Annotated in this window: 29 protein-coding genes; 6 read left to right on the top strand and 23 right to left on the bottom strand. The window is 72.8% G+C overall.

The genetic code is table 11. The features are described 5' to 3' along the window. Positions 1–19: 19 nt before the first annotated feature. The gene (gene ddaH / locus V6U89_RS07365) at positions 20–853 is read left to right on the top strand and encodes a dimethylargininase (protein WP_334569923.1); all 834 of its coding nucleotides are present in this window, start codon (positions 20–22) and stop codon (positions 851–853) included. Positions 854–927: 74 nt separating this feature from the next. On the opposite strand, the gene V6U89_RS07360 is transcribed toward ddaH, so the two are convergent. After that, entirely contained in the window at positions 928–2,154 is a 1,227-nt protein-coding gene (locus tag V6U89_RS07360) for an ABC transporter substrate-binding protein (RefSeq protein WP_334569922.1), read from the bottom strand. A 76-nt stretch (positions 2,155–2,230) separates the two neighbouring features. Then, positions 2,231–3,028, bottom strand: a complete 798-nt coding sequence (locus V6U89_RS07355; protein ID WP_334569921.1) for an alpha/beta hydrolase family protein — start codon at positions 3,026–3,028, stop codon at positions 2,231–2,233. Positions 3,029–3,108: 80 nt separating this feature from the next. Here V6U89_RS07355 and V6U89_RS07350 point away from each other — a divergent pair, with 80 nt between their 5' ends. Then, the gene (locus V6U89_RS07350; protein WP_334569920.1) at positions 3,109–3,711 is read left to right on the top strand and encodes a bacterial proteasome activator family protein; all 603 of its coding nucleotides are present in this window, start codon (positions 3,109–3,111) and stop codon (positions 3,709–3,711) included. A 13-nt stretch (positions 3,712–3,724) separates the two neighbouring features. Here V6U89_RS07350 and V6U89_RS07345 read toward each other — a convergent pair whose 3' ends face one another. The 3 genes from V6U89_RS07345 to V6U89_RS07335 form a co-directional block, all read right to left on the bottom strand. Next, positions 3,725–4,537, bottom strand: coding sequence for an HAD family hydrolase (locus tag V6U89_RS07345; protein WP_334569919.1), 813 nt, complete (start codon positions 4,535–4,537; stop codon positions 3,725–3,727). Continuing rightward, complete coding sequence (locus V6U89_RS07340; protein WP_334569917.1) at positions 4,537–5,358, bottom strand: HAD family hydrolase; 822 nt, start codon at positions 5,356–5,358, stop codon at positions 4,537–4,539. The genes V6U89_RS07345 and V6U89_RS07340 overlap by 1 nt, the downstream gene beginning before the upstream one ends. A 192-nt stretch (positions 5,359–5,550) precedes the next feature. Next, positions 5,551–6,264, bottom strand: coding sequence for a hypothetical protein (locus V6U89_RS07335; protein ID WP_334569913.1), 714 nt, complete (start codon positions 6,262–6,264; stop codon positions 5,551–5,553). A 133-nt stretch (positions 6,265–6,397) separates the two neighbouring features. On the opposite strand from V6U89_RS07335, the gene V6U89_RS07330 reads away from it, so the two are divergent. The 3 genes from V6U89_RS07330 to V6U89_RS07320 all read left to right on the top strand — a co-directional run bounded on the left by V6U89_RS07330 (position 6,398) and on the right by V6U89_RS07320 (position 8,117). Then, entirely contained in the window at positions 6,398–6,829 is a 432-nt protein-coding gene (locus V6U89_RS07330) for an OsmC family protein (protein ID WP_334569911.1), read from the top strand. 99 nt (positions 6,830–6,928) lie between these two features. Continuing rightward, the gene (locus V6U89_RS07325; RefSeq protein ID WP_334569910.1) at positions 6,929–7,288 is read left to right on the top strand and encodes a metallopeptidase family protein; all 360 of its coding nucleotides are present in this window, start codon (positions 6,929–6,931) and stop codon (positions 7,286–7,288) included. Between the two features lie 106 nt (positions 7,289–7,394). Beyond that, entirely contained in the window at positions 7,395–8,117 is a 723-nt protein-coding gene (locus V6U89_RS07320; protein ID WP_334569909.1) for an AIM24 family protein, read from the top strand. A 39-nt stretch (positions 8,118–8,156) separates the two neighbouring features. On the opposite strand, the gene pheA is transcribed toward V6U89_RS07320, so the two are convergent. The 5 genes from pheA to V6U89_RS07295 all read right to left on the bottom strand — a co-directional run bounded on the left by pheA (position 8,157) and on the right by V6U89_RS07295 (position 11,614). Next, positions 8,157–9,113 carry a prephenate dehydratase gene (gene pheA, locus V6U89_RS07315; protein WP_154941149.1) on the bottom strand — a complete coding sequence of 319 codons (957 nt, stop codon included), beginning with the start codon at positions 9,111–9,113 and terminating at the stop codon, positions 8,157–8,159. 10 nt (positions 9,114–9,123) lie between these two features. Then, positions 9,124–9,669 carry a hypothetical protein gene (locus tag V6U89_RS07310; RefSeq protein WP_334569908.1) on the bottom strand — a complete coding sequence of 182 codons (546 nt, stop codon included), beginning with the start codon at positions 9,667–9,669 and terminating at the stop codon, positions 9,124–9,126. 99 nt (positions 9,670–9,768) lie between these two features. Further along, positions 9,769–10,158 (bottom strand): ACT domain-containing protein, encoded by a 390-nt coding sequence (locus V6U89_RS07305; RefSeq protein ID WP_334569907.1) that lies wholly within the window; start codon positions 10,156–10,158, stop codon positions 9,769–9,771. A 76-nt stretch (positions 10,159–10,234) separates the two neighbouring features. After that, a complete protein-coding gene (locus tag V6U89_RS07300) occupies positions 10,235–10,693 on the bottom strand; it encodes a hypothetical protein (protein WP_334569906.1) in 459 nt (152 codons plus the stop codon). A gap of 183 nt (positions 10,694–10,876) precedes the next feature. Beyond that, positions 10,877–11,614 carry a hypothetical protein gene (locus tag V6U89_RS07295; RefSeq protein WP_088959739.1) on the bottom strand — a complete coding sequence of 246 codons (738 nt, stop codon included), beginning with the start codon at positions 11,612–11,614 and terminating at the stop codon, positions 10,877–10,879. A gap of 162 nt (positions 11,615–11,776) precedes the next feature. Between V6U89_RS07295 and V6U89_RS07290 the strand changes: the two genes are divergently transcribed. Then, a complete protein-coding gene (locus V6U89_RS07290; protein ID WP_334569905.1) occupies positions 11,777–12,988 on the top strand; it encodes an arginine deiminase in 1,212 nt (403 codons plus the stop codon). 53 nt (positions 12,989–13,041) lie between these two features. Here the strand turns inward: V6U89_RS07290 and V6U89_RS07285 are convergent, their stop codons facing one another. The 13 genes from V6U89_RS07285 to V6U89_RS07225 form a co-directional block, all read right to left on the bottom strand. After that, the gene (locus V6U89_RS07285) at positions 13,042–13,926 is read right to left on the bottom strand and encodes a DUF5926 family protein (protein ID WP_334569903.1); all 885 of its coding nucleotides are present in this window, start codon (positions 13,924–13,926) and stop codon (positions 13,042–13,044) included. Between the two features lie 61 nt (positions 13,927–13,987). Next, a complete protein-coding gene (locus V6U89_RS07280; RefSeq protein WP_334570142.1) occupies positions 13,988–14,404 on the bottom strand; it encodes an ATP-binding protein in 417 nt (138 codons plus the stop codon). A gap of 74 nt (positions 14,405–14,478) precedes the next feature. After that, the gene (locus tag V6U89_RS07275) at positions 14,479–15,936 is read right to left on the bottom strand and encodes a PAS domain-containing sensor histidine kinase (RefSeq protein WP_334569902.1); all 1,458 of its coding nucleotides are present in this window, start codon (positions 15,934–15,936) and stop codon (positions 14,479–14,481) included. Between the two features lie 52 nt (positions 15,937–15,988). Next, on the bottom strand, positions 15,989–16,780 hold the full coding sequence (locus tag V6U89_RS07270) for a glycerophosphodiester phosphodiesterase (RefSeq protein ID WP_334569901.1): 792 nt from the start codon (positions 16,778–16,780) through the stop codon (positions 15,989–15,991). A gap of 11 nt (positions 16,781–16,791) precedes the next feature. Further along, entirely contained in the window at positions 16,792–17,127 is a 336-nt protein-coding gene (locus tag V6U89_RS07265) for a rhodanese-like domain-containing protein (protein WP_088959745.1), read from the bottom strand. A 58-nt stretch (positions 17,128–17,185) separates the two neighbouring features. After that, positions 17,186–18,124, bottom strand: coding sequence for an LCP family protein (locus V6U89_RS07260; RefSeq protein WP_442933883.1), 939 nt, complete (start codon positions 18,122–18,124; stop codon positions 17,186–17,188). Positions 18,125–18,335: 211 nt separating this feature from the next. Further along, on the bottom strand, positions 18,336–19,367 hold the full coding sequence (locus tag V6U89_RS07255; protein ID WP_442933889.1) for an LCP family protein: 1,032 nt from the start codon (positions 19,365–19,367) through the stop codon (positions 18,336–18,338). 403 nt (positions 19,368–19,770) lie between these two features. Beyond that, positions 19,771–21,003: an LCP family protein gene (locus V6U89_RS07250; protein WP_334569895.1), complete on the bottom strand. Its 1,233-nt coding sequence runs from the start codon at positions 21,001–21,003 to the stop codon at positions 19,771–19,773. Between the two features lie 78 nt (positions 21,004–21,081). Continuing rightward, positions 21,082–22,056 (bottom strand): NAD-dependent epimerase/dehydratase family protein, encoded by a 975-nt coding sequence (locus V6U89_RS07245; protein ID WP_334569894.1) that lies wholly within the window; start codon positions 22,054–22,056, stop codon positions 21,082–21,084. A 96-nt stretch (positions 22,057–22,152) separates the two neighbouring features. After that, positions 22,153–23,826 carry a solute symporter family protein gene (locus tag V6U89_RS07240; RefSeq protein WP_334569893.1) on the bottom strand — a complete coding sequence of 558 codons (1,674 nt, stop codon included), beginning with the start codon at positions 23,824–23,826 and terminating at the stop codon, positions 22,153–22,155. Continuing rightward, positions 23,804–24,175 carry a DUF485 domain-containing protein gene (locus V6U89_RS07235; RefSeq protein WP_334569891.1) on the bottom strand — a complete coding sequence of 124 codons (372 nt, stop codon included), beginning with the start codon at positions 24,173–24,175 and terminating at the stop codon, positions 23,804–23,806. Before V6U89_RS07235 ends, V6U89_RS07240 begins: the two co-directional genes overlap by 23 nt. Positions 24,176–24,395: 220 nt before the next feature. Next, positions 24,396–25,151, bottom strand: a complete 756-nt coding sequence (locus V6U89_RS07230; protein WP_334570141.1) for a flavin reductase family protein — start codon at positions 25,149–25,151, stop codon at positions 24,396–24,398. A 292-nt stretch (positions 25,152–25,443) separates the two neighbouring features. Next, entirely contained in the window at positions 25,444–25,671 is a 228-nt protein-coding gene (locus V6U89_RS07225; protein WP_334569890.1) for a hypothetical protein, read from the bottom strand. Positions 25,672–25,781 lie beyond the last annotated feature (110 nt).

Below are 25,781 nucleotides of genomic sequence, written 5' to 3'. Positions count from 1 at the left end.
AGTTCTACGCTACCTACTCTTGGTCACCGTGAACCAGCAGCGAGTGCCGCGAAAGCGGACATATCTCATGTGCTCGCCCGAGCACTTCGCCGTCGAGTACGCCATCAACCCGTGGATGGACGTCACCACCGCGGTCGACGCGGAGCTGGCGGTCAAGCAGTGGGACCGCCTGCGGGAGACGCTGGTCGGCCTCGGCCACGACGTGCACCTGCTCACCCCCGAGGCCGGGCTGCCGGACATGGTCTTCGCCGCCAACGGCGCCTTCGTGGTGGACGGGACGGTCTACGGCGCCCAGTTCAAGCATGAGCAGCGCGCCGCCGAGGCCGCCGCGCACCGGGCGTTCTACGAGTCGCAGGGCTGGCGGTTCATCGCGCCGAGCGAGACCAACGAGGGCGAGGGCGACTTCGCGTACCTGCCGGAGGCGCACGGCGGGCTGGTCCTCGCCGGCCACGGCTTCCGCACCGAACTGCCGGCACACGCCGAGGCGCAGGAGGCGCTCGGCCGGCCGGTGGTGTCGCTGCGCCTGGTCGACCCGCGCTTCTACCACCTCGACGTGGCGCTCGCCTCGATCGACGACGAGAACATCGTCTACTTCCCGGGCGCCTTCTCGGCGGCCAGCCAGAAGGTGCTCACCCAGCTCTTCCCCGACGCCGTGATCGCGGACGACGAGGACGCGATGGCCTTCGGCCTGAACCTGGTCAGCGACGGGCTCAACGTCGTGCTCAACAGCGAGGCGACCCGGCTGGCCGGCAAGCTCAAGGCGGCCGGCTACCACCCGGTGCCGGTCGAGCTGGCCGAGCTGAAGAAGGGCGGCGGCAGCGTGAAGTGCTGCATCGCCGAGCTGCGTCACTGACGCCACCACGGCGTACGCCGAGGGCCGGCCTCCCCGCGGGGAGACCGGCCCTCGGCGCGTACGGGGCCTGGCGCTCAGCCGAGCGTGGCGATCTCGTTGAGCATGACGTTGGAGAGCAGCCGGCCGTCGAACTGCACGGTGCGCAGGTACCACCGCTGCTGTGGCGTACGGGGCTGGTTGAACTGCCACACCCCGCGCGGGCTGTCGATCTGGCCCACCTTGCCGAGGGCCAGGTTGACCTGCTGCGGGGACGGGTTCGCCCCGGCGATCCGGATCGCCCCGTCGAGCACCTGGGCGGCGTCGTACGAGGCCATCGCGTAGGTGCTGGGCGAGACGTTGTACGTCTTGCGGTACGCGGCGGCGAAGATCCGGTTGGCGTTGTTGTTCAGGTCGGCCGAGTAGTTCGACACCGTCTGGATCGCGCCGGGCAGCAGCCGGTCGGTCTTGTCGTCCACCAGCACCCCGCTCACCTCGTTGAGCACGCTGCCCTCGGTGAGGAAGCCGGGCGCGTAGACCGGCCCGGTGTAGGTCGGGCGGTACCGGCGCAGCTGCTTGATGAACTGGATGGCCGCGGTGCCGGAGAAGTGGCAGAAGATCGCGGTGGGCCTACGGCTGAGCGCCTGCCGGATGGCGGAGACGTACGTGCTCTCGTCCGGGTTGGCGGTGGGGCTCGTCCAGACCGGTTCGCCGGCGATCCGCGGATCGTCGACGCCGAAGCCCTGGCGGAAGCCCTGCACGACGTCGAGGCTGGCGCCGCCCTCCGGGGCGATGATCACCACCCGGCTGCCGGCCGGCAGCCGCTGCTTCAGGTACGCACCGAGCGCCCGGCCCGGCTCGTCCAGCACGTACGAGGTGCGCCAGATGTAGACCACGCTCTGCAGGCTGACCGGCGAGGCGTTCGACCCGATCAGCGGCACCCGGGCCTTCTCCACGATGTCCCGGATGCCGGACATCACCGTCGGGTTGACCACCCCGGTGAGGGCGAGCACGCCCTGCTTGAGCAGGCCGTTCACGGCGTCCTGACCGGTCTTGGCGTTGTCGCCCTCGTCGGCCTTCACCAGGGTCACTGGATGCCCGCCGAGGCGCTGGTCGTGGGTGGCGAGGTAGAGCTCGAAGCCGTTGACGACGTCCTCGCCGATGGCCTTGCCCGAGCCACTTTCGGGGGCGACGAGACCGATCTTGATCGGCGAGCCGGTCGCGACCGGCTCACCCTCGTCGTCCGTGCCGCAGCCGGCGACCAGCCCGGTGGTACCGAGCGCGGCCAGCAGCTGCAGGGCGCGCCTGCGGTTCATCTGCGACACCAAAATCCTTCCGGAGCGTTGCGGGGCGTCACCGCCCCCTCGGCGTTCTACCTGGTTGACGACGCTGCGTCAATGGCTATTGATCTTTGTGCAGCGACTGCAACTCAGCTCTGACGCGCGGCCAGGCGGCCGACTCCGGGTCGATGAGCCCGAAGTGCTCGCATTCTGGCAGTTCAACGAGGCTCACCTCGCCCCCCGCCGCCCTGGCCGCAGCCGCGTAACCCCGGCTGATCGTGACCGGCACCTGCAGGTCCTGGACCCCGTGCACGATCACGGTACGTGTCCGAAGCGGCACCAACTCCCGTGGATCGGCCGCCGCGTACCGGTCCGGGTGCTCCGCCGGGCCGCCGCCGAGCAGCGCGGCCACCGCCCCGCCGTCCAGGTCCAGCCGGTACGCCTCGGCGAGGTCGGCGACCGGGGCCAGCGCCAGCACCCCCCGTACGGTGGCCGGGGCGTGCGCCGCCGTGTAGAGCGCGAGGTGCCCGCCGGCCGAGTGCCCGAGCAGCAGCGGTGGCCCGGCGGCCACCCGGCCCGGCAGGGCGCGGGCGGCCAGCCCGGGCAGCGCGGCCACGCCGGCCAGCACGTCGGTGAGGGTGCCCGGCCAGCCGCCGCCCGGCTGCCCGGTCCGCCGGTACTCCAGCTGCGCCACCGGCCAGCCCAGCACCGCCAGCGCGGTGGCCAGCGGGCCGGTGTGGGTCCGGTCGTACTCGGCCCGCCAGAAGCCACCGTGCAGCACCGCGACCAGCGGCCGGGCCGGCCCGTCCCCGGCGGGGCGGCGCAGGTCGACGATCTGGTCGGGGTGGTCGCCGTAGGCGAGGGTCTCATCGGGGGGCGGAGCGGGCCGGGTGAGGACGGCGCGCGGGTCGGCGGGCATGTCGGCGACGGTAGCGCGACCGCCACCGGCCGGGGGTCGTGACCGGTCCCACCGCGTGCGGCTCGCGGGCGTGGGTAAAGATGGGTGCCATGACCGACGCGCACTCCGCTGGACAGAACGACGAGCCGGGCACCGAGGACACCGGGCACTCGGGCACCGTGGTGGTGATCGGCCCGGACGGCCGCCCGGTCGGCACCGTGCAGACCGACGAGCAGGCGGGCGAGGACCCGACCCGCCTGGTCGAGCAGCCGGCCAAGGTGATGCGGATCGGCAGCATGATCAAGCAGCTGCTGGAGGAGGTCAAGTCGGCCCCGCTGGACGACGCCAGCCGGCACCGGATGCGGGAGATCCACGAGCGGTCGATCGTCGAGCTCAAGGAGGGCCTCGCCCCCGAGCTGCGCGAGGAGCTGGAGCGGATCTCGCTGCCCTTCACCGAGGAGAAGGCGCCCAGCGAGGGCGAGCTGCGCATCGCCCACGCCCAGCTCGTCGGCTGGCTGGAGGGGTTGTTCCACGGCATCCAGGCCGCGCTGGTCGCCCAGCAGATGGCCGCCCGGGTGCAGCTGGAGCAGATGCGCTCCGGCCGGCAGGCGCTGCCGAGCGGTCCCGGCGGGATGGTGCCGGGCATGCCGGGCATCGGCCAGCCGCAGGGCGGCGAGGGGCACCCCACCGGCCAGTACCTCTGACGGACCGGTCCGCTCAGCCCACCCCGAAGACCTTCTCCAAATACGCCGCCACGCCGTCTGCGGAGTTCGCCCCGGTCACCTCGTCGGCGATCTCCAGGACGGCGGGGTGTGCGTTGGCCACCGCCACCGCCCGACCGGCCCAGGTCAGCATCGGCAGGTCGTTGGGCATGTCGCCGAACGCGAGCACGTCGCGTTCGTGGATGCCGAGGCGGGCGGCGTACCAGGCCAGCCCGGCCGCCTTGGTCACTCCGGCGGCGGAGATCTCCACCAGCCCGCTGTACGACGAGTGCGTCGCCTCGGCCAGCCCCTGCAGCGCCCCGGCCACCACCCGGACGAAGAGGTCCGGGTCCTGCTCCCCGGCCCGGGCCAGCAGCTTCACCGCCGGTACGGAGTGCAGCTCCTCGGGCGACTCGACGGCCCGGATGGCGTCGTGGTCGGCGTCCCAGCGCAGCGGGTAGTGCGCCTCGTGCCGCATCTGCCGGCTGTCGACGATCTCCACCGCGAAGCTCACCTCGGGCACCGCCGCGCGCAGCCGGCGGGCCACCTCGGCGAGGAGTTCCGGGGCGAGCGGGTCGGCCCGCAGCACCTCGTCGGCGACCGGGTCGTACACCACGGCGCCGTTGGCGCAGATCGCCGGCAGCGGGGCGGCGAGCTGGTCGTACACGAGCTGGAGCCAGCGGATCGGGCGGCCGGTGACCAGCACGACCGGCGTGCCCTGCGCGCAGATCCGCTCCAGCACCGTCGCGGTACGCGCGCTGAGCGTCCGGTCGTCGCCGAGCAGCGTGCCGTCGATGTCGGTCGCGACCAGTCGGGGTGTCTCTCCCATCACCGGGAGAGTAGCCGGTCCAGGTAGACCGCGACTCCGTCGTCGTCGTTGCGCAGGGTGACCTCGTCCGCGGCGGCGCGGACCGCGGGGTGCGCGTTGGAGACCGCCACCCGGCCCCAGCCGGCCCAGGCGAACATCGGCAGGTCGTTGGGCATGTCCCCGAAGACCAGCACCTCCGCCGGGTCGACGCCGAGCCGTTCGGCCACCACGCTGAGCCCGGTGGCCTTGTCCACCCCCGGCGGGCAGATCTCGACGAAGCCCAGCCCGGCCTGGGTGAGCGTGGCCACCTGCGGTGGGACGATCCGGCGGGCGCTGGCCAGCAGTTCGTCCACGTGGTGGTCGGCGGTCCGGACGAACGCCTTGATCACGTCGCAGGAGAGGCATTCGGCGCGGCTGCGCGCCTCGAACCGGTCCTGGTACGGCCAGCTCGGGTGGTAGTCACCCCAGAGCGGCGCGTCCTGCTCGGCGGACGCCTCGACCATCACGGTCAGCGGCCCGACCTCGGCCTCCAGGTCGGCCAGCAGTCCGGCCAGCACCGCACCGGGCAGCCGCTCGTCGCGCAGCACCACCGGGCCGGCCGGGTCGCTCTGGTCCACCACGCAGCCGCCGCCGGCCATCACCAGGAAGTCGGCGGCGCGGATGTCGTTGCGGGTGAGTTCCTTGAGCCGGGGGCCACGACCGGTCGCGCCGACCACCGGGATGCCGGCGGCCCGCACCCGGTCGAGCACCTGGTGGGTGTACGCGGAGACGGTCTCGTCGCTGCGGACGAGCGTCCCGTCGAGATCGGTGGCGATCAGCTTGGGCAGGCCCGGGCGGATCATGGTTCCTCCTTCGCCCGCCGCCGTCGCAGCCAGCCGTTTCGGTCATCGGTGCCTCGACCCGGAGTGACGGCGGGCAGCAACCGTACCTCGTGGCACCGGCCCCGACCACGGCGTTCCGGCGAATCCGGCGCCAACGCCCGGTGACGCCCGGTGGGCACCGGGGCACGGCCCCGGCCCGGTCGGGACGGCCGGTCAGCCGGCCGACTCGCGGCGGGCGAACGGCACGGTCGGCGTGACGGTGAGGTCGGCCGGGCCGTCGTCCTCCGCGCGGCCGGGCCGGCGGTAGTCGACCGGCTCCGCCTCCGGGTCGTCGGTGTCCCGCTCCGACCGCTCGGCCGGCTGCCGGCCGGCGAGCTGGAGCGCGGCCCCGGCCAGCGCGGTCGCCACGAAGGCCATCACCAGGCCCCGCCCGTAGTCCACCCGGAAGCCGTCCTCGGACGAGTAGAACAGGGCCCGCTGTCCGGAGTCGTCCAGCGAGAAGGCGGTCGCCGTCAGCAGCGCCAGCAGCGCGCCGGCCACGGCCAGCCCGGCCAGCCGCGCCTCCCGCCGGACGGCCGGGCCGCCGCGCAGGGCCAGCGCCGTCACGGCGGCGAGCAGCAGCAGCCCCACCAGGTACGCGACCCCGAAGCCGTCGACCTCGGCCACCCCGCCGGGCACCCGGACGGTGACGTTGCCCTCCGGGCCCCCGTTGGGCAGCGTCATCACCAGCCACTCGCCGACCAGGGAGGCCGTCGCCGCGACCGCGCCGAGAACGGCCAGCACCAGGGGCAGCCGGCGGTCCCGGCCGAGCCCGCCGAGGGCCCGGCCCCACCGTCCGGCCGGGGCGGGGGACGGCGAGCCCCACTCGACGACGGCCGTGCCGTCGGAGCGGTCCTCCTGGCGCGGGACGGGGAGATCCTGGGACATCGGCCACCTTCCGCCGTCGCGGGCCTGAACCGCATCATGACACGTCCGGCGGCGCCGGTCGGGGCACGACGTGGCGGCGGTGGGTACGCCGGGTCGGTCGCCCGACGGTGCGGTTTCGGTTAGCGTCGGGTGCATGCCTATCCGTACCGCTTCCGCCAGTTGGCAGGGGAACCTCACCGAAGGTTCCGGGACCGTCCGCACCGGCAAGGGCGGACTCCAGGGGAACTACTCCTTCAAGTCGCGTTTCGAGGAGGGCGAGGGGACCAACCCCGAGGAGCTCATCGGCGCCGCGCACGCCGGCTGCTTCTCGATGGCGCTCTCCAAGCAGCTCGCCGACGCGGGCGCCACCGACTCGTCGGTGGACACCACTGCCAAGGTCCACTTCGACAAGACCGACGCGGGCATGTCCGTGACCCGGATCGACCTGGAGACCGTCGGTCAGGTGCCGGGCATGGACGAGGCGCAGTTCACCAAGCTGGCCGAGGCCGCCAAGGCGAACTGCCCGATCTCGCGGCTGCTCTCCCCGGGCGCACAGATCAGCCTCTCCGCCCGCCTGGCCTCCTGACCCCGACCGGTCGTACGCGACGGAAAGGGTGCCGGCCCGGCACCCTTTCCGTGGCTCCGCGCGGATCTTGACGGGGCGGATCGCCCGGCGTCGGGGACAATGGACGGCGTGGCGGTCGAGATGAGCCGGGAACGCTTCGAGGAGCTGGTCGGGGAGGCCCTCGACGAGGTGCCCGAGGAGCTGCTCGGGCTGATGAGCAACGTGGTGATCCTGGTCGAGGACGACCCGCCGCCCGGCGAGCACCTGCTCGGCCTCTACGAGGGGCACGCGCTCACCGACCGGGGGTGGGACTACTCCGGTGTGCTGCCGGACCGGATCCTCATCTACCGCCGCCCGATCCTGCGCATCTGCGACAGCGAGGACGACGTGGTCGACGAGGTGGCGGTGACCGTGGTCCACGAGATCGCCCACCACTTCGGCATCGACGACGACCGGCTGCACGCCCTGGGCTGGGGCTGACGGCCCTGCTCGGCGGCCCTGCTCGGCGGCCCCGCTCGGCCGATGTCACCGGTTGCGCTGGTCACCTACCCTCCGGTGAGACACACCCCGAACCAGGAGGAAACCGATGCGCAGCGCGCTGTTCTCCGCGGAGAACCTCGAGAAGGAGTCCGCCCAGCCCGGCATGCGGCTGCAGAACTCCAAGATGCTGAAGATCGAGCTGAACGGCGAGGCCATGGCCCGGGTCGGCTCGATGGTCGCCTACCAGGGGCAGGTGCAGTTCCAGGCGCTCGGCTCCGGTGGCATCGGCAAGTTCATCAAGCAGCGCCTGACCGGTGAGGGTGTGCCGCTGATGAAGCTCAGCGGCCAGGGCGACGTCTTCCTCGCCGAGCTCGCCAAGGACGTGCACATCATCGACCTGGAGCCGGGCGACGCCCTCTCCATCAACGGCTCCAGCGTGCTGGCCTTCGACTCGACCCTGTCGTACGACATCAAGATGGTCGGCGGCGCCGGCATGGCCTCGTCGTCCGGCCTGTTCAACTGCGTCTTCAGCGGCCACGGCAGGATCGCCATCACCACCAAGGGCACCCCGGTGGTGCTCAACGTCGACGCACCCACCTACGTCGACCCGCAGGCCGCCGTCTGCTGGTCGGCGAACCTCCAGACCGGCTACCACCGCGCCGAGCAGCTCGGCCTGGGCACGCTGCTCGGCCGCAGCACCGGCGAGGCGTTCACGATGAGCTTCGCCGGTCAGGGCTTCGTGGTGGTGCAGCCCTCCGAGGAGCCGCCGGTCATGGGCAGCGGCACCCAGCAGCAGCAGGGCGGCCTGCTCGGCGGCCTGCTCAGCTGACCGGGTCGGCGGGGTGCCCGGTCCGGGCGCCCCGCCGGGTCAGCTCAGCTCGCCGGCCCGCAGCCGGGCCAGCCAGGCCGCCGCGTCGGCGTAGTCGGCGTCGGAGAGACCGGCGGGCGCCGGGACCGGCCGCTCGGCCGCCCCGTCGACCCAACGGTGCCGGGGGTACGACCCGAGGAAGCGCACGTCGGCGCAGACCCGGCGCAGCCCCTGCAACGCCTCGCCCATCCGTACGTCGGCCACGTGCCCGGTGCAGTCGAGGAAGAAGACGTACCGACCGAGCGCCTCGCCGGTCGGGCGGGACTCGATCCGGGTCAGGTTGACCCCGCGTACGGCCAGCTCCATCAGCACCGACAGCAGGGCGCCCACCCGGTCGTGGGCGATGTAGACGGCGAGCGAGGTGACGTCGTCCCCGGTGGGAGGCGGCGGCGGGCCGGGGCGGGACACCAGCGCGAAGCGGGTCACCGCGTCGGGGTGATCGGCGATCTTGTCGGCGAGCACGGCCAGCCGGTGCCGGGTGGCGCCGATCGGGGCGCAGATCGCCGCGTCGTAGTCACCGGCGGCCGCGCCGGCCGCCGCCGCGCCGTTGGAGAGCACGTCGACCACCGTCGCGTCGGGCAGGTGGTCCCGCAGCCAGTTCCGGCACTGGGTGGAGGCCTGCGGATGGGCCGCCACGCTGCGCACCGCGCCCAGTGTGGTGCCGGGGCGGGCGCCGAGCACGAACTCGACCGGCAGGATCACCTCGCGGGTGATCACCACCGGGTCCCCCTCGGCCAACTCGTCCAGGGTCACCCCGACCGCGCCGCCGATGGAGTTCTCCAGCGGCACCAGGGCCGCGTCGGCGTCCCCCGCCCGTACGCTCTCCAGCGCCTCGCCGACGCTGCGCGCCGGCGTACGGCTGCCGTGCTCGGCGGCGGGCACGGTGCGCAGCGCCTGCTCGGCGAAGGTGCCCTCGGGGCCGAGGTAGACGTAGCGGGTCGGTGGGGTACCGGGCATGTCGCCCAGCCTACGCACCGGGTACCGCGCCCGTGCCGGCGTCGCAGGCCAACGTCCGAATGCCGGGCGGCGCGACGGTCCGCACCTCGATCGAGCAGACGTCGGTTCCCGCAGTGACCAGGCGCAGCGCGGCGGACTCGGTACGGGTGACCACCTGAAGTTCCTCGTGCCCGGTCACGGCCAGCACGGTGTACTGCCAGTCGGCCGCGCAGAGCGGCCCCTGGGTGGCGCGCACCGACACGCCCCGGGGAAGCACCCGGCCGCGCAGCAGTCCCACCACCCGGTCGGCGGAGGGCCGGCCGGCGCAGGCGACGGCGACCAGGCCGGGCGTGGGGCTGGGCGTCGGTGGGAGCGTCGGCGCGATGCCCAGCGGCGGGGTCAGCGGCGGGGCGGCGGTCGGCGCCGCGGGGGTGACGAGCGCCGGCCGGGAGCTGGTGGCCGGCGCGGGGACGGGTTCCGGCGGGGCGTCGCAGGCGGCGAGCGGCACGACGGCGAGCAGTGCGCCGGCGACGACCAGCCGGCGGGGTGGGGTGCGGTGCGGTGCGTCAGGCGGCACGGACCGGTCCTCGGGGGGATCGAGCCTCGGGTGGCAGCGGGTCGTGACGGCCGGGGGTGGCCGAGCCCATCGTAGGAGGATCCGGCGGCCCGGTGAAGGTCAGCGCAGCACCCGGTGCCCGGCCCGTTCCAGCGCGCCGGTCGCCTCGCCGAGGCGTACCGCCGGGACCAGCACGTGGTCGGTGTCGTAGGTGGAGAACGCGACCACGCTGACCCGGGCCTCGGCGAGCGGGTCGACCAGGGCGGCAAGGGTGCCGGTGACCGCGAGGCCGACCGGCCCGACCACGCGCAGGCACCGCCAGTCGGTCTCCACGTCCGCCTGCGCGGGCGCCCGGGCGGCGGGGCAGATGACCGAGATCCCGTCGGCCGTCCAGCTCACCGTGACCACGTCCGCGACGCCCGGCTCGGCCCACAGGGCGGGGGGCAGGGAGGTGCCGGCGGCCAGCCGGCACACGGCGTACTCCCCCGGGAGCAGGGCGACATCGAGCATGAGGGCACCTTACGGCGTCGATGCCGGCCCGCCCCAGCATCGCGGCGTGCGGCGCCCGCCACACCTCGGACGCGGGTCAGATCTCGGAGAAGAAGGTGAGTGAGCCGGCGACCGAGCCGTCGGTGAGCACCGGGGTGGAGATGGCGTCGACGGTGGCGTCGGGAGCGTCCTCGCCGGCGGGCTGGACCCGGAGCAGGCCCCGGGCCAGCCGGCCGGAGTGCAGGGCGAGCAGCGGCGGGATCTTGTCGGTCTCCTGCTCGGTCAGCTCGCCCCGGGCGGCGGTGAAGTCGAGCAGCCGCAGGCCGCCCTCCAGCAGCGGCAGGCCCACCACGTCCTCCGGTGCGCCCAGGCAGAGCAGGTCGCAGCCGGCGGACGAGATCGCCACGACCCGCGTGTCCGCGTCGATCAGCAGGCAGGGCTCCTCGGCGTGGGAGACCATGGCCGACCACTGCCCGACGTTGTCGCACCCCGGCTCTGTCGGTGTCCGCGACGCCGGCGCGAACACTTCGGAGAGCGAGAGTTCGACGTGGGCCACCGAGCCTCCTATGTACACCGACGGTCTGTCCACGCTAGCCGGTCGTCGCGACGGTCGCTGTACCGCGCTGCTGTCACCGGCCGCCGGTGGCGATCGGATGCCCGGAACGACCGGGCGGCCGGCGACGGCGCGGACCGTAGCTGACCTCGGTGAACACCGGGCTGCGTGGCGTCGACGGTGACGTTACCGGCGGGCGGCCGGCTTGTCAGCGGCCGTTCGGCCCTCGTCGTACCACCGGTAGTCGGCGGCGGGACGGTACGTGCCGTTGAGCCACGTCTGCGGCTGCTGCGCGACCCGGGACAGCTTCTCGGCGGTGGCCGGGCTGATCCGGTTGCCCCCGGCGACGAGGAGCCGGTCCAGCTCCCGGTGGGTTGCCATGAGGCAGTCCTTGGGCAGGCCGTAGACGCTGATGACGCCGGAGCCGACGAAGGTCAGCACCGGCGTCACCGGGATCGGCAGCCCGACCGCGTCGGAGAGGGCCTTGCTCGCCCGCTTGGCGTCGCGCCGGGCCTCGGCCACGTACGGCGGCCGCTTGCCGTTGATCTGGACGACGTCCCCGGCGACCAGCACCCGGGCGCGCCCGTGGTCGGCGATGCTCACCGCGAAGAGCCCGCTCGGGCCGATGGCGAGGAAGCCGGCCCGGTCGTCCTGGCCGCGGTCGAGCAGCACGTCGGCGACGTCCGTACGCGGCCACTCGATGACGTGCCAGGCGGGCCCCAGGTGGTCGAGCTGACCGAGCGCGCGCGCCCCGGCGGCCTCCAGCCGGCGCGCGCCGCGCTCCGCCCGACGGCGGCGGGCCCACTCCAACGGGGTCGGGCGGGCCGGCTCCAGCGCCGACGGCGCCTCGGCCCGGGGGTGCGGCACCGCCACGGGCGGCAGTGCCCGGGTGGGTACGGCTCGACGAGCGGGAAAGACAGTCATCGCGACCTCCGGCAAAAGGTCCCTCGAAGTTATGTCCTCACTACCCTACGTTGCCATCCCCGGGGTACGGCAAGTTGGAGCGCCGGAATGAGTGCGGATGAATGCCATATTCATCCACACTTCTCTCCCGAACACCCTTCGCACCTGCCCTACGCTGCGAGGGTGACCCACTACGTGGACAGCGAGGTCGGTCGGCTCGGCACCGTGCTGCTGCACCGCCCCGGGCCCGAACTGGCCCGGCTCACTCCCCGCAACAACGACTCGTTGCTCTTCGACGCTATCCCATGGGTGGGACGGGCGCAGGAGGAGCACGACGCCTTCGCGGCGGCGTTGCGCGGGCGTGGTGTGGAGGTGCTCTACCTCGCCACCCTGCTCGCCGAGACGCTGGCCGTACCCGACGCGCGGGCCGAGTTGACCGAGGTGGTGCTCCGCTCGCCCCGGCTCGGCGACACGCTGCGCCGCCGCGTCGCGGACCACCTCGCCTACCTCGATCCGGTGGCGCTGGCCGACGTCTTCATCGCCGGGCTCGCCCACGAGGAGGTGCGGATCAGCCCGGAACGCCCCGGCGGGCTGGTGTGGACGCTGATGGACCGGCACGACTTCGTCATCGACCCGCTGCCCAACCTGCTCTTCACCCGCGACTCGTCACTGTGGATCGGGGACCGGGTCGGGGTCACCAGCCTCGCCATGCCGGCCCGTCGGCGGGAGTCCACCCTGACCGACGCGATCTACCGCCACCACCCGCGCTTCGTCGGCACCCAGGCCGTCTACCACCCGGAGCTGGAGCACCTGGAGGGCGGCGACGTGCTGCTGCTCGCCCCCGGCGTGCTCGCGGTCGGGGTGGGTGAGCGGACCACCCCGGCCGGCGCGGAGCGGCTGGCCCGGCAGGTCTTCGCCGCCGGGCTCGCGCACACCATCCTGGTGGTGCCGATCGCCCAGGAACGCGCCACCATGCACCTCGACACGGTCTGCACCATGGTCGACGCCGACGCGGTGCTGATGTACCCGAACATCGCCAGCAGCCTGTTGGCGTACACGGTGATCGCCGGGCCGGACGGCGAGCCGCGGGTGGACGGCCCCGCGCCGTTCCTGCGCGCCGCCGCCGACGCGATGGACCTCGACCAGCTCCGGGTGATCGACACCGGGCTGGACCCGGTCACCGCCGAACGCGAGCAGTGGGACGACGGCAACAACACCCTCGCACTGGCGCCCCGGCTCTGCGTCGGCTACGAGCGCAACACCGAGACCAACGCCCAGCTCGAACGGGCCGGTATCGAGGTCATCCCGATCGCCGGTTCCGAGCTGGGCTCGGGCCGGGGCGGTCCGCGCTGCATGTCCTGCCCGCTGGTCCGCGAGCCACTACGGCGGCCCTGACGCCGCTTCCGGGCCGGTCGTGCGGGGCCCGGAAGCGGCCGGTCGAGGGTCGGTCAGCGCAGGGTGAGCTGGCGGCCGAGCAGCCCCTGGCGGGCCCGCCGCCCGGCGGCGTCCAGCGGCTCCTTCTCCTCCAGCACCTCGGCGTACCGCTCGGCGAAGGCGCTCACCGGCGCCTCCCAGTCGGCGGCCGGGACGTCCTCGGGCAGATCCCAGACCGGCACCAGCCGGCCGTGCGTGCGGAACATGCCGGCGAACCTCGTGCCCTCGCCCAGGGTCAGGGTGCCGGCGGCGGAGAGCCGGGACAACGCGTCCAGCGCGGTGTCCTCGTCCTCCGGCAGCACCCAGCGCACGTGCGCCTTCTCCGGCACCTGGCACCAGTAGGCGGCCCGGGCGGCGGCGAGCCGTACGGTCGGGTAGATCGCGGCGTTCGCCCGCTCCAGCGACGCCTGCACCGACGGGTCGTCGGCCGCGCCCGGGTCCAGCCAGAAGTCGAAACCGTCGTGCATGCTGATCTCCAGCGGGCCGTCCACCAGGACGTCCTGCAGGCGCGGCCCCGGACCCGGCAGCGGCGGGACGGTCACCTGGCCGCCCGGCTCGGTGCGCAGCGCGCAGAGCAGCGCCTCGGCCAGGTCGCGGGAGACGTCACCGGACTGCTGGTGCCGCTGCAGGCCGATGAAGACCCGCCCGTCCGGCTTGGTCATCGCCGGGGCGGCCATCGGCAGCACGGTGGCGAGCGTGACCGGGCGGTCGCCGTACTCCTCGACCAACTCCGGGGTGAGTCGCAGCGGCGCGGAGGCGGCCGGCACCAGCTCGCGCAGGGCGATCCACTCCGGCTCGTCCGCCAGCCCCTCGAAGGGACGGGGGACGAAGATGTCGCGGATCTTCTCCCGGCGAGGGGTCGCTTCGACGGCGCGCTGGTTCTTTCGACGCTTGCTCACGGCGAGACAGCCTAGAGGCCGGGCCGGGACGGTGTGGGGAGGACCCGCCCCCGGGGCCGGCTCAACCGGCGACGACCAGGTCCGGTCGGGTCGAGCCGGTCGGGTCGAACTCGGCCCAGACGCTCTGGCCCAGGCCGTCCCGCTCGACTCCCCAACGGCTGGCCAGGCCGGCGACGATGTGCAGGCCACGGCCGTCGACCGCGTCCGGGCTGGCCGCCCGCATCCGCGGACCGGCGGGGGCGCCACCATCGGTCACCCGGATCGACACGGCCGGTCCGCCCGCCGTGGGCCGCAGCCGCCAGGCCACCCGGACCACCCCGCCGGGCAGCGGGTCGGCGTGCCGGACGGCGTTGCCCACCAGCTCGGCCAGGACCGCCACCAGGTCGGCCAGCAGGACCGGGGGTACGACCTCGGCGAGTTCGTCGGCGATCCGGTGCCGGGCCAGCCGCGCTCCGGTGGCGTGGTGGGGAACCACCACGCACCACGAACGTTCGACCGCGTGCGTCGACACCCTCGCTCCTTCTCGCCCCGTTCCCTGGTGCCCCGCGCAGATCATCCCCGGGGCAGCCGCACCTCTGCGACGGTACCGCCACCGTTCCTCGGCCGGAGGGATACCCATCCATTCTGCTGTTCAACGATCCGGCGGACGAGATAGAGGCCGAGCCCGGCGCCGGGATAGCCGCGCCGGTCCCCGGACTCGCCCTGCCAGAACCGGTCGAAGGCGCGTTCCACGTGCTCGGGCCGGATGCCGATGCCCCGGTCGCTGACCCGGAACAGGACGGTCTGCCCGTCGGTGCCGGCGGTGACCTCGATCGGCGCCTCCGGCGGCGAGTACTTGGCGGCGTTGGTGCCCAGCTCGGTCAGGACGGTGGCCATGCTGTGCCGGTCGCCGAGCGCCTTGGGCAGGTCGGCCGGCAGGTCGAGGACGAGCCGGTGGCGCAGGTCGGCGGGGAGGTCCGGCACGGTGGCGCGCAGCGCGTCGCCGAGGTCGAACGGTACGGCCGGCTCACCGCCGGGCCGGCCGTCGATGGCCGAGGAGAGCAGGCGGTCGATCAGCCGGGCCAGTTCGTTGGCGCGCTGCCCGATGATCCGGGCCGCCTGCCGGCGGTCGGTGTCGGTCAGCGACTCCCAGTGGTCGGTGAGGGTGTCCGCGTACCCCTTGATGACGGTGACCGGGGTGCGCAGCTCGTGGCTGGTCACCGCGACGAAGAGGTCCCGCTCGGAGTCGCGGCGCTGCTGGTCGGTGATGTCGCGGAAGGTGACCACCCGCTGGGTGCCGGGTCCGGCCAGCTCACCGGAGGTGATCCGCAGCCAGCGTCCGTCCGGCATCTGGTGGTCGAGCACCTGGCCGGACGGGGGGAGCGGGAAGGGCAGCGGCCGGTTCAGCGCCTCGGCGGAGGAGCGGCCGGTCACCTGGGCGGCGGCCGGGTTCCAGAGCCGCACGTGCCCCTCCCGGTCGACCACGGCCAGACCGTCGGCGAGCGCCGCGACCACCGGGCCGTCGCCGTGCACCGGCAGGCCGCTCTGGTCGCCGTACATGTGGGCGATGCAGGCGGCCACGTAGCCCAGCACGGCCTGCCCCTCGGGGTCAGCGGCGTCCTCGCCGTCGGCGTAGAGGGCGTGCAGGCTGCCGACGGTCAGCCCGCCGATCTCGGCGCGCGCCCCGATCATCCGGCGCAGCCCCCGGGCGGCCAGTTCCCCGGCGAGCTGCCCGGGGAGGTGGTCCACCCGGACCTGCCGGACCCGGGGGCCGGCGAGCAGGCAGACGGTCACCGGGTCGGACGCCGGCAGCGGGCGGCCGATCATCCACTTGGCGTTGCCGCTGGCCGCGATGACCCGGCCGCCGGTGGGGGCGAACTCGACGAAGGCCACGCTGGCCGCGCCCACCGCCGAGCGGGCCACCCGGAGCAGTTGGGTGAGGACGGGCAGGCCCGCGTCTCCGGAATTGATCATCTCGATCACCGCGCTGTGGCCGGTGATCAGGGCGGCGAGATCGGTACGCTCCGGCATGTCCCGAGTGTGCCCCCTCGGGCGGAGTTCGGGCAGCCCCGTCCGGTGGGCGTCACCGGCCCAGCCGGGCCAGCGTCCGCGCCGGTCGGTCGGTGATCACCCCGTCCACCCCGGCGGCCAGCACCAGCTCCAGGTCGTCCGGCTCGTTGACGGTCCAGACGTACACCTGGTGGCCGGCGGCACGCAGGGCGGGCACCAGCTGCGGGCGGGCCCGGACCAGGCCGATGCCGGGCCCGGCGATCCCGGCGCCGAACGGCAGCCGGCCGAGTCGCAGCCAGCGCGGCAGCACCTCCAGCAGCAGCACCGTCGGCAGCGTCGGGGCCAGCTCCCGGACCCGGCGTACGGCCAGCGGGGAGAAGGACATCACGGTGACCCGTACCGGGTCGTCCGGGCCGGGTTCGGCGAGCCCGTACCGGCGCAGCAGCGCGACCAGCCGGCGCTCGACGTCGCCGCCGTAGCGGGACGGGTGCTTCGTCTCCACCAGCAGCCGGACCGGCCGGCCGGCGGCCAGTACGGCCTCCAGCAGCCGTTCCAGCGTGAGCAGCCGGGTGTGCGACTCGTCCAGCACCTCGTCGCCGTCGGCCGGTACGCAGCCCGGATGCCACGAACCGAAGTCGAGCAGCTCCAGCTCGGCGAGGGTACGGGCGCTGACCAGCCCGCGTCCGTTGCTGGTCCGGTCCAGCCGGCGGTCGTGCACGCAGACCAGGTGCCCGTCCCGGGTGAGCCGGACGTCGCACTCCAGCCCGTCGGCGCCCTCGTTCAGGGCCCGCAGGTACGCCGCGAGGGTGTGCTCGGGCAGGTCGGCCGACGCGCCGCGGTGCGCGAAGACCAGCGGATCGCCCATGGTGTCGGCTCTCAGATGACCCGACCGGGCTGCCCGTCCCCGCCGACCACCGGCCGGCCGACGGCCTCCCACTGGCGCATCCCGCCGTCGGCGTTGCGCACCTGCTCCCATCCGTTGTTGAGCAGGTAGCCGACGACCTGGGCGGAGCGCCCGCCGGAACGGCAGATGACCGCGACGTCCCGGTCGGTGGGCACCTCGGCCAGCCGGGCCGGCAGCTCCATCATCGGCAGGTGGTGGGCGCCGGGGGCGTGGCCCGCCACCCACTCGTCGTCCTCGCGGACGTCCAGCAGGTAGGTCTCGTCGTCGATCTCGGTCACGGGAACGCTGGGTACCTGGGATCCGAACACGGGTAGCAGCCTAGATCCTCACCGGCGACATCGGCACGGGCCGGGCCGGTTCGTCGGCTCACAACCGGGTGACCCAGCGCGGGTTGGCCGCCGCCCAGCCCGGCACCCGCTCGCGGCGTACGGCGTCGAAGAGGCCGTTGCCGCCGTTGTCGAGCACCACGTAGGAGATCCCGTCGATGGTCTCCGGGTACGACGGCACCTGCACCCCGCTCAGCGCGTCCGACGGCAGCGAGCCCAGGGCCACCATCAGGTCCTCGACTCCGACGCCGTTGGTGTCCAGGGTCAGCGAGCCGCCCACCGCCCGCAGCACCCGGTCCAGCTTCAGCGGGTCGCCGCGCAGGTTCGTCTCCCCGGCCCGGTCCAGCACCGCCTGCAGCATCTGCTGCTGGTGCCGCTGCCGGTCGTAGTCGCCGCCGGGCAGGTCGTAGCGCTGCCGGACGTAGTCCAGCGCCCGGGCGCCGTCCATCTGCTGGCAGCCGGTGGCGAACACGGTCTGAGTGTGGATCGACCGGACCTCGGTGTCCACGCACATCCGGATCCCGCCGAGCAGGTTGATGACCTGCTTGAAGCCGGCGAAGTCGACCAGCGCGGCCCCGTCGAAGCGGATCCCGGTGAGCCGGGTCAGGGTGGAGGAGAGCAGTTGGGCCCCGCCCTGGCCGGCCCCGCCGTGCTCGTACGCAGCGTTGATCTTGTCCTGGCCGCCGCGGTAACCGTTGGTGCCGCCGGGGGGAATGGCCACCAGGAGGTCGCGCGGGACGGAGATCAGATAGCCCTGCCGCATGCCGGGCGGGAGGTGCACGATGAGGATGGTGTCCGAGCGCTGGTCCGGCCCGTCGCTGGCGCCCCGCCGGTCGGTGCCGACGAGCAGGTAGTTCAGCCCTTCGGAGAGGTCGGTGCGGGGCTGCCGGGCGTCCGGGGCGAGCAGTTGCTGCCGGGTGATGGTGCGCTCGTACCGCGCGGTGAGCGCCTTCATGCCGACCACGGCGACGACGGCCACCAGCACCAGGGCGAGACCGACCGTCAGCAGGACCCGGGGCCAGCGGGAGGCCGGGCGGCCGGGCGGCGGGGTGCCCCGCCCCCGATCGGACCGCGCTGACCTGGCCGTGACGCCCTCCCCGTGGCCGTGACGTGAGACATGCTCACATCAGGCTACGGGCCGGTCACCGCGCTCCGGCCGGTTTTGGCGTGGCTACCGGTCGGTCACCGGGTCACTTGCGGTTGGAGAGCACGGTCGGGTTGGCGTACACGAATTCGCCCAGCTTGTCGTTCTTGACCGCCTGGAACATCTCCAGGGTCTGCGCGCTGAGCGCCTCGCGGTTGTTGGCGTTGCCGTTGAACGTGCCGCCGTTGGTGCGCAGCATGGTCAGCTCGTTGGCGGTGACCCCGCGCAGGGTGAAGACGAAGTCGGCCACCGGTACGCCGCCGGTGTCCAGGATGAAGGCCTTGCCCGCCGCCCGGATCAGCTGGTTGACCTTGATCGGGTTGGTCAGCATGCCCTTGTCGGTGGCCTTGCGGGCCATCGCCTTGATCAGCTGCTGCTGGTTCTGCTGGCGGTCGTAGTCGCTGTTCGGCAGGCCGTAGCGCTGCCGGGAGTAGTCCAGCGCCTGGAGCCCGGACATCTCGCGGCAGCCCTTCTTGTAGACCACCGGGGTCATCGGGCGGCCGGTCTTCTTGGCGTCCGCGTTCCACATCTGCTTGCCGTCGACCACCATCATGTGGTGCGACTTCACCTCGTGGCTGACGCAGATGCGCACGGTGCCCAGGGTGTCGATGACGTTCTTGAAGCCGCCGAAGTTGATGATCGCGGCGCCGTCGAAGCTGACCCCGGTCATGTTCTTGATGGTCTGGGCCATCAGCTGGGCGCCGCCCTCCCAGCCGCCGCCGTTACGCGCGCCGGCCTGGAACGCCGCGTTGATCTTGTCGGTGCCGCCCTGGAAGCCGCTCTTCTTGAACGCCGGGATCTGCGCCTCGGTGTCGCGGGGGATCGAGATCAGGTACGCCTGGTCGTGGCTCGCCGGGATGTGCAGCACGATGATGCTGTCCGCCCGGACGTCGTCGGCGGCCCAGCGCTCGCGGGCGTCGACGCCGAGCAGCAGCATGTCGATCGGGCCGTCCAGGTCGGCGCCGCCCTCGGCGTCGGTCTTGCCCGCCCCGCCCAGCAGGTTCTTCTGGGCGATGTTGCCGGTCGCCTGGCTGATCAGCGCCTTGCTGCCGACGATGGCGACGCCGCTGGTCATCATCAGCACGGCGCCGAAGATCACCGTCAGGCGGGCCCAGAGCGGGTCCTTACGCTTGGTGCGCTTTTTTGCGCCGCCGGTGCGCAGACCGTTTCGACCGCCCTGGGACGGGATCGTTGTCGACGCCCGTGCGTGGGGGTCGGAATCCAGCGACGTCGGGCGGGGGCTGGTCTGAACCGGCATGCGTGCTCCAGCTCGCGTGGTCGGGGGGCGGGACCACTCTACGTACCGCTTCCGGTCAAGGCGAGATCGTCAGACGCTCAATTCCTGGATATCCCGACACTTGCGACGGCAATTCAACCGAACGGATGAGTCAATACGTCTGGTCGGTGGTTGGCGGCCGATGATGGAACCAGATGTGAATGCACCTCTGATGACGTCCGTCGAAACGTGCCGGCAACCGGGGTCAGTTGCTCCTCGTGTCCGGGTCCTGGTTGGCCGCCACCCAGGCCGCCATCGTGTCCGCCGACATCGCCTTGTACATGGCCAGCGCCTTCGCCCGATCGGAGACCACCACCGACTCGCCGTTGATCGTGTCGCTGCCCGTGTTCGGGCTGGTGATGAAGGTCAGGTTCTCGCCGCGCAGGCTGCGGAACTGCACACCCATGTCGACCAGCGAGAAGCCGTTGTCGACGGTCACCGCGTCGGTGACCGACTGGAGGAAGGCGTTCAGCTTCTTCGGATTGGCCAGCGTGCCCGTGCTCGCCGCCTTGTCCATCAGCGCGCGCAGGAACTCCTGCTGGTGGCGCATCCGGGCGAAGTCGCCGTCCGGGAACTGCTTGCGCTGCCGGATCCAGTCCAGCGCCGTCGCGCCGTCCATGTGCATGGTGCCCTTGGTGAACTTCCGGTACGGCTTGTGGATCGAGGTGATGCTCCGCTCCACCTTGAGGTCCACCCCGCCGAGCGCGTCGGTGACCTCCTTGAAGCCGCCGAAGTCGATCGCCATCACGTGGTCGATCCGGACGTCGCTGAAGCACTCCACGGTGCGGACCGCCAGCGGAAGGCCGCCGAACGCGAACGCCGCATTGATCTTCGCGCGCCGCCCGGTGTCGCACTCCGCGCCGGCGCTCTCCGGGATCGGCACGTACAGGTCACGCGGGATGGAGACCAGGTAGGCGGACTTGTGGTCGGCGGGGATGTGCATGACGATGATCGTGTCGGCCCGCCACTGGCTCTGCTTGTCCACCGGCGCGTCCGGGTCGCGCGAGTCCGAGCCCACCAGCAGGATGTTCAGCGCGCCGTTCACCGCCTTGGCCGGTCGCCCGCCGGTGATCTCCGAGAACGGGTCGGTGCGGGCCAGGTCCTTGTCGAGGTTGTCGGTGTAGACCCAGGCACCCAGGCCGCCGAGCAGCGCCAGCACCAGCACCGCCACGCCGGCCACCAGGCCGATCCGTCCCCAGCGCGGGCGGGGGCCGCGCCGGCCGGGGCCACCTGGGCCGCCCGGCCCCGGCGGCGTGCCGGGTCCGCCCGGGCCGCCGGGCCCGCCGGAGCGGGGGCTCTCCTCGTCGTACGACGGGTACCACTGCGTCTCGGACGGCCGGGCGCGCCCGGCGGCCCGGTCGGGACCGGGAACCGCGGCGCGTCCGGTGCTCTGGTGCAGGTACGGAAGCGGGACGCCGGCTGACGATGTGGCGGACATGCGATTCAGCGTACGTATGCCGGTCGAGCGTTGCCCGAAGGCGAACGCCGCGTCGCGCCCCGCGTGCCGGGCGGGAAGCTACCCTAGCCGCGCCCGGAAGTGGTCGATCGTGCGTCGCAGTCCGTCTTCGGGCGCCACAGCGGGTTCGTATCCCAGCAGCTCCCGGGCGAGGGTGAGATCAGGTCGGCGCATCTCCGGATCGTCCGCGCTGCGGGTGATGTAGGTCACCTCGGAACTGCTTCCGCAGAGTGACACGATCGTCTCGGCGAGTTGCCGCATGCTCATCTCGTGCTCGGTGCCGCAGTTGATCGGCCCGGTCTCGGTCGAGTCGAGCAGCAGCAGGATGCCGCGTACCAGGTCGTCCACGTAGCAGATCGAGCGGGTCTGGTTGCCGGTGCCGTGCACGGTGATCGGCTCGCCGCGCAGCGCCTGGGAGATGAAGGTGGGGATGGCCCGGCCGTCGTCGGGGCGCATCCGCGGGCCGTACGTGTTGAAGATCCGGACGATCGCCGCGTCCAGGCCCCTGCTCCGGTGGTACGCCATGGTGGCCGCCTCGGAGAAGCGCTTCGCCTCGTCGTAGACGGCGCGCACCCCGATCGGGTTGACGTTGCCCCAGTACGTCTCGCGCTGCGGGTGCTCCTTCGGGTCCCCGTACGCCTCCGAGGTGGAGGCCATCAGGAACCGGGCGCCGTCGGCGAGGGCGCGCTCCAGCAGGTGCAGGGTGCCCACCGAGCCGACCCGGAGGATCTCCACCGGCAGCTTCTCGAAATCGGTCGGGCTGGCCGGGGAGGCCATGTGCAGGACGGCGTCGAACCGCTCCGCCAGCGCCGGGTGGGCCGGCAGGCCTTCGGAGATGTCCGCCTCGACCAGGGCGAAGGACGGGTTGTCCAGCAGGTGCGCGACGTTGTCCTTCGAACCGGTGACGAAGTTGTCCAGCGCGACGACCTGGCAGCCGCGCCCGACGAGGGCGTCGACCAGATGGGACGGCACGAAACCGGCGCCGCCGGTGACCAGGACGCGATGACCGCTGCCGAAACGCGGGGCTACCTTCATGCCGGCCAGCCTACTAAGGGCGGCCGCGGATGCGGCGCGGCATGCGGCGAGAGGCCCCGGCGCGGCGCGCGCCGGGGCCCCTTCCGGTGGTGGATGTCAGTGCGCTCCCGCGCCGGTCAGCGCCCGCACCTCCAGTTCCGCGAACTTCTCCTCGTCGTGCTCCTTGGAGATCAGCGTGCCGATCCAGCCGCACAGGAAACCGAAGGGGATGGAGATGAGGCCCGGGTTGGACAGCGGGAACCACTGCCAGTCCTGCTCGGGGAACATCGAGGTCGGTGCTCCGGAGACCACCGGCGAGAAGAACACCAGGACCACGGCGGAGATCAGGCCACCGTAGATGGCCCAGACCGCGCCCGAGGTGTTGAACCGCTTCCAGAACAGGCTGTAGAGGATCGCCGGCAGGTTGCCGGAGGCCGCGACCGCGAAGGCGAGCGCCACCAGGAAGGCCACGTTCAGGCTCTGCGCGAAGATCGACAGGACGATCGAGATCGCGCCGATGACGAGCGCCGAGATCCGGGCGACGTTCACCTCCTGCCGTTCCGAGGCCTGCCCGTTCTTGACCACGTTGGCGTAGAAGTCGTGCGCCAGGCTGGACGACGACGCCAGGGTCAAACCGGCGACCACCGCCAGGATGGTGGCGAAGGCGACCGCCGCGATGATCGCCAGCATGGTCGCCCCGCCCAGGTCGCCGCCGAGGAACTTGATGCCCAGCGCCTCGGCCAGTTGCGGCGCCGCGGTGTTCCCCGCCTTGTCCTGCGCCGTGATCGCCGTGCCGCCCACCATCGCCGCAGCGCCGAAGCCGAGCGCCAGGGTGAGCAGGTAGAACGTGCCGATGATCCCGATCGCCCAGAGCACGCTCTTGCGGGCCGTCTTCGCCGTCGGGACGGTGTAGAAGCGGATCAGGATGTGCGGCAGGCCGGCCGTGCCGAGCACCAGGGCGATGCCGAGCGAGAGCAGGTCCATCTTGTTGTAGAAGGTCTGGGTCGCATTGCCGGCCACCTCCACGCCGTACCGCTGGCCCGGCCTGAGGAAGTTCTCGCCCTTGCCCGATGCCGCCGCCGCGTCGCCGAGCAGCGTGGAGAGGTTGAACTTGTAGTGCGCCAGCACCAGCAGGGTCATCACGATCGCGCCGGTCATCAGCAGGAACGCCTTGACGATCTGGACGTACGTGGTGCCCTTCATCCCGCCCACGGTGACGTAGATGATCATCAGAGCGCCCACCATGATGATGGTGGCGACCTTCGCGGTGTCGGCGTCCATGCCGAGGAAGGTGGTGCCCGGCTTGATGCCGAGCAGCAGCGCCACCAGCGCGCCCGCGCCGACCATCTGGGCCAGCAGGTAGAAGATCGACACGGTGATGGTGGAGACCGCCGCGGCGGTCCGCACCGGGCGCTGGCGCATCCGGAAGGCCAGCACGTCGGCCATCGTGTACCGGCCCGAGTTGCGCAGCAGCTCGGCGACGAGCAGCAGCGCCACCAGCCAGGCGACCAGGAAGCCGATCGAGTAGAGGAAGCCGTCGTAGCCGTAGAGGGCGATGATGCCGGCGATGCCGAGGAACGAGGCGGCCGACATGTAGTCGCCGCCGATTGCCATGCCGTTCTGGAAGCCGGAGAAGGACCGGCCGCCGGCGTAGAAGTCGGTGGCCGTCTTGGTCTGCCGGCTGGCCCAGATGGTGATGGCCAGCGTGATCGCCACGAAGACCAGGAAGAGCGTGATGGTGAGGTTGCGGGCGGTGGTGCTGCCCGCCTCAGCCGCGAGGACCGTGTTCATGGGTCACCTCCCCCATCTCGGCGCGGATCCGGTCGGCGATCGGGTCCAGCTTGCGGTCGGCGTGCCGGGAGTAGAGCCAGGCGATCAGGAACGTGGAGACGAACTGGAGCAGGCCGAAGATCAGCGCGACGTTGATGTGGCTGCCGAAGAGCTTCGTGCCCATGAAGCCCCGCGCGTAGGCGGAGAGGATGACGTAGAGCGCGTACCACAGGAAGAACGCGACGGTCATCGGGAAGACGAAGCCGCGCAACGCGCGACGCAACCCGGCGAACTCGTCCGACCGCTGTACGGCGAGATACCGCTCCGCCGCCGACTCGGCGGGCGCGGACGCGGGTGTGTCCGTGGACATCTGTGGATCACCACCTTCACAGGCCTGGGGAGTTTCGCGCACCGTAGAGAGCGCGCTCCCATCCAGGGAAGGCCGAGATCGGGGCCGGTCGGCGGCTGCGCCGAACGGTCTGGCGGCTGCGCCGAGTGACGCAGGTCACTCCGACGAGCGGTAGGTCGGGCCGGCGCTCGCCGGTCCGCCACGAGCTGTCGTCGGGCCGCCACGAACCGTCCTCGGGCCGTCAGGTCAGCTCGTGGTACCGGCCCCGGTAGTGCAGCAGCGGCATGGTCTCCTCGGTCAGGTCGACCGCCTCGATGGTGGCCTCGACCAGCAGGCCCCAGCCGTACTCCCGGGCGCCGTCGAGGCGGCAGCCGGCCCACCCGCCGGCGTCGCTGGGGATCGGGCCGTAGGGGGTGTCGAGCCACGATCCGGTGGCGAAGAGCCCGCCCGGGGAGGGAAAGAGCCCGGCGAACCGGTCGGCGAGCTGCCGGTGCGGCGGCCCCAACGGCGCCACCGCGAACCGCCCGGCCTCCTCCACCGCCGCCCACAGGTCCGACTCCGCGTCGATCAGCCCGAGCAGCCGGTCCGGCTCGCCCTCGGCGACCAGGGTGGACGAGACGGTCAGCCCCGCCGGGCCGGGGGCCGTCCAGAGGGTCACCGGCGCGGCCAGCCGACCCCGCAACCGGCGTACGGGCGAGCGCTGCCCGGCGGGCACCGCGAACGGATCGGTGTGGTGGATCTCGGCACCCGGCTCATGATTCACGTGAAACATTGTGCCGCCCCGGACCCGCGCCCAGCCGAGGAAGCGCTCGTGCAGGTCGGTCGGGCGGGCCTGCGGGTGGAGTTGGGCGAGCTGATCGGCGGCCTCGGCCATCAGCCCGCCCAGGTACACGAGCAGTGCCGTCCGGTCGTGCCGGTACTCGACCAGCAGGGCGAGTCGTGCCGGCTGACACGGCCAGTGCGCGCCGCAGGCCCGGCACCGCCAGAGCGGTCGCATCGGCAGATGCGGCACCCGCCTGCTCACCGCCGCTCCCCGACGACGGTCGGCGCGGCGATGGCCGACGCGGTGGCGGTCCGCGCGGTGGCGGTCCCCGCGGTGACGGTCCCCGCGGTGACGGTCCGCGAAGTGGCGGTTCGCCCGGTGGCGCTATGCCGGTTGCGTTCGGGCGTGTCGGCGGTTGGAGGCGCTTGCCGCAACGAGCGTGATGACTCAGAGGCATATTGATGACTCAGAGGCATCACGCTCAGGGTCGTGTCCGCCTTCCCGGCGCGACACGCCCGGGCGGTGGTCACCACCGTCCGCCGTTCGCCCGCCAGGTCTGCGCTGGGGTCAGCCAGCCTGCGCGGCCCGGTCGCGGCAGGGCCACCGTCGGCGCGACCGCCCACGCCGGCGGCTGGTTCGGCCGGCCTACCGACCCCTGCGGCGCGGTCGCGCCCGGCGCGCCGGGCGCCGGCGCCACCTTCTTCCTCCGGTACGACCACAGCGCGGCGTTCCTGCCGCGGATGAACCCGAACATCGCTGACTTCCTCCCGGTCTCGGGGGTCGCCCCGGTCGGGGATTGACCGGGGCGACCCGACGCAGGACCGGCCACCGGGTCGGCGCCTCCACCGGCCGGGCCGCGTGTCC

It is taken from the genome of Micromonospora sp. CPCC 206171 (genome assembly GCF_036906755.1).
Lineage (GTDB): Bacteria > Actinomycetota > Actinomycetes > Mycobacteriales > Micromonosporaceae > Micromonospora > Micromonospora purpureochromogenes.
This window is presented reverse-complemented; position numbering and strand designations above follow the sequence as displayed.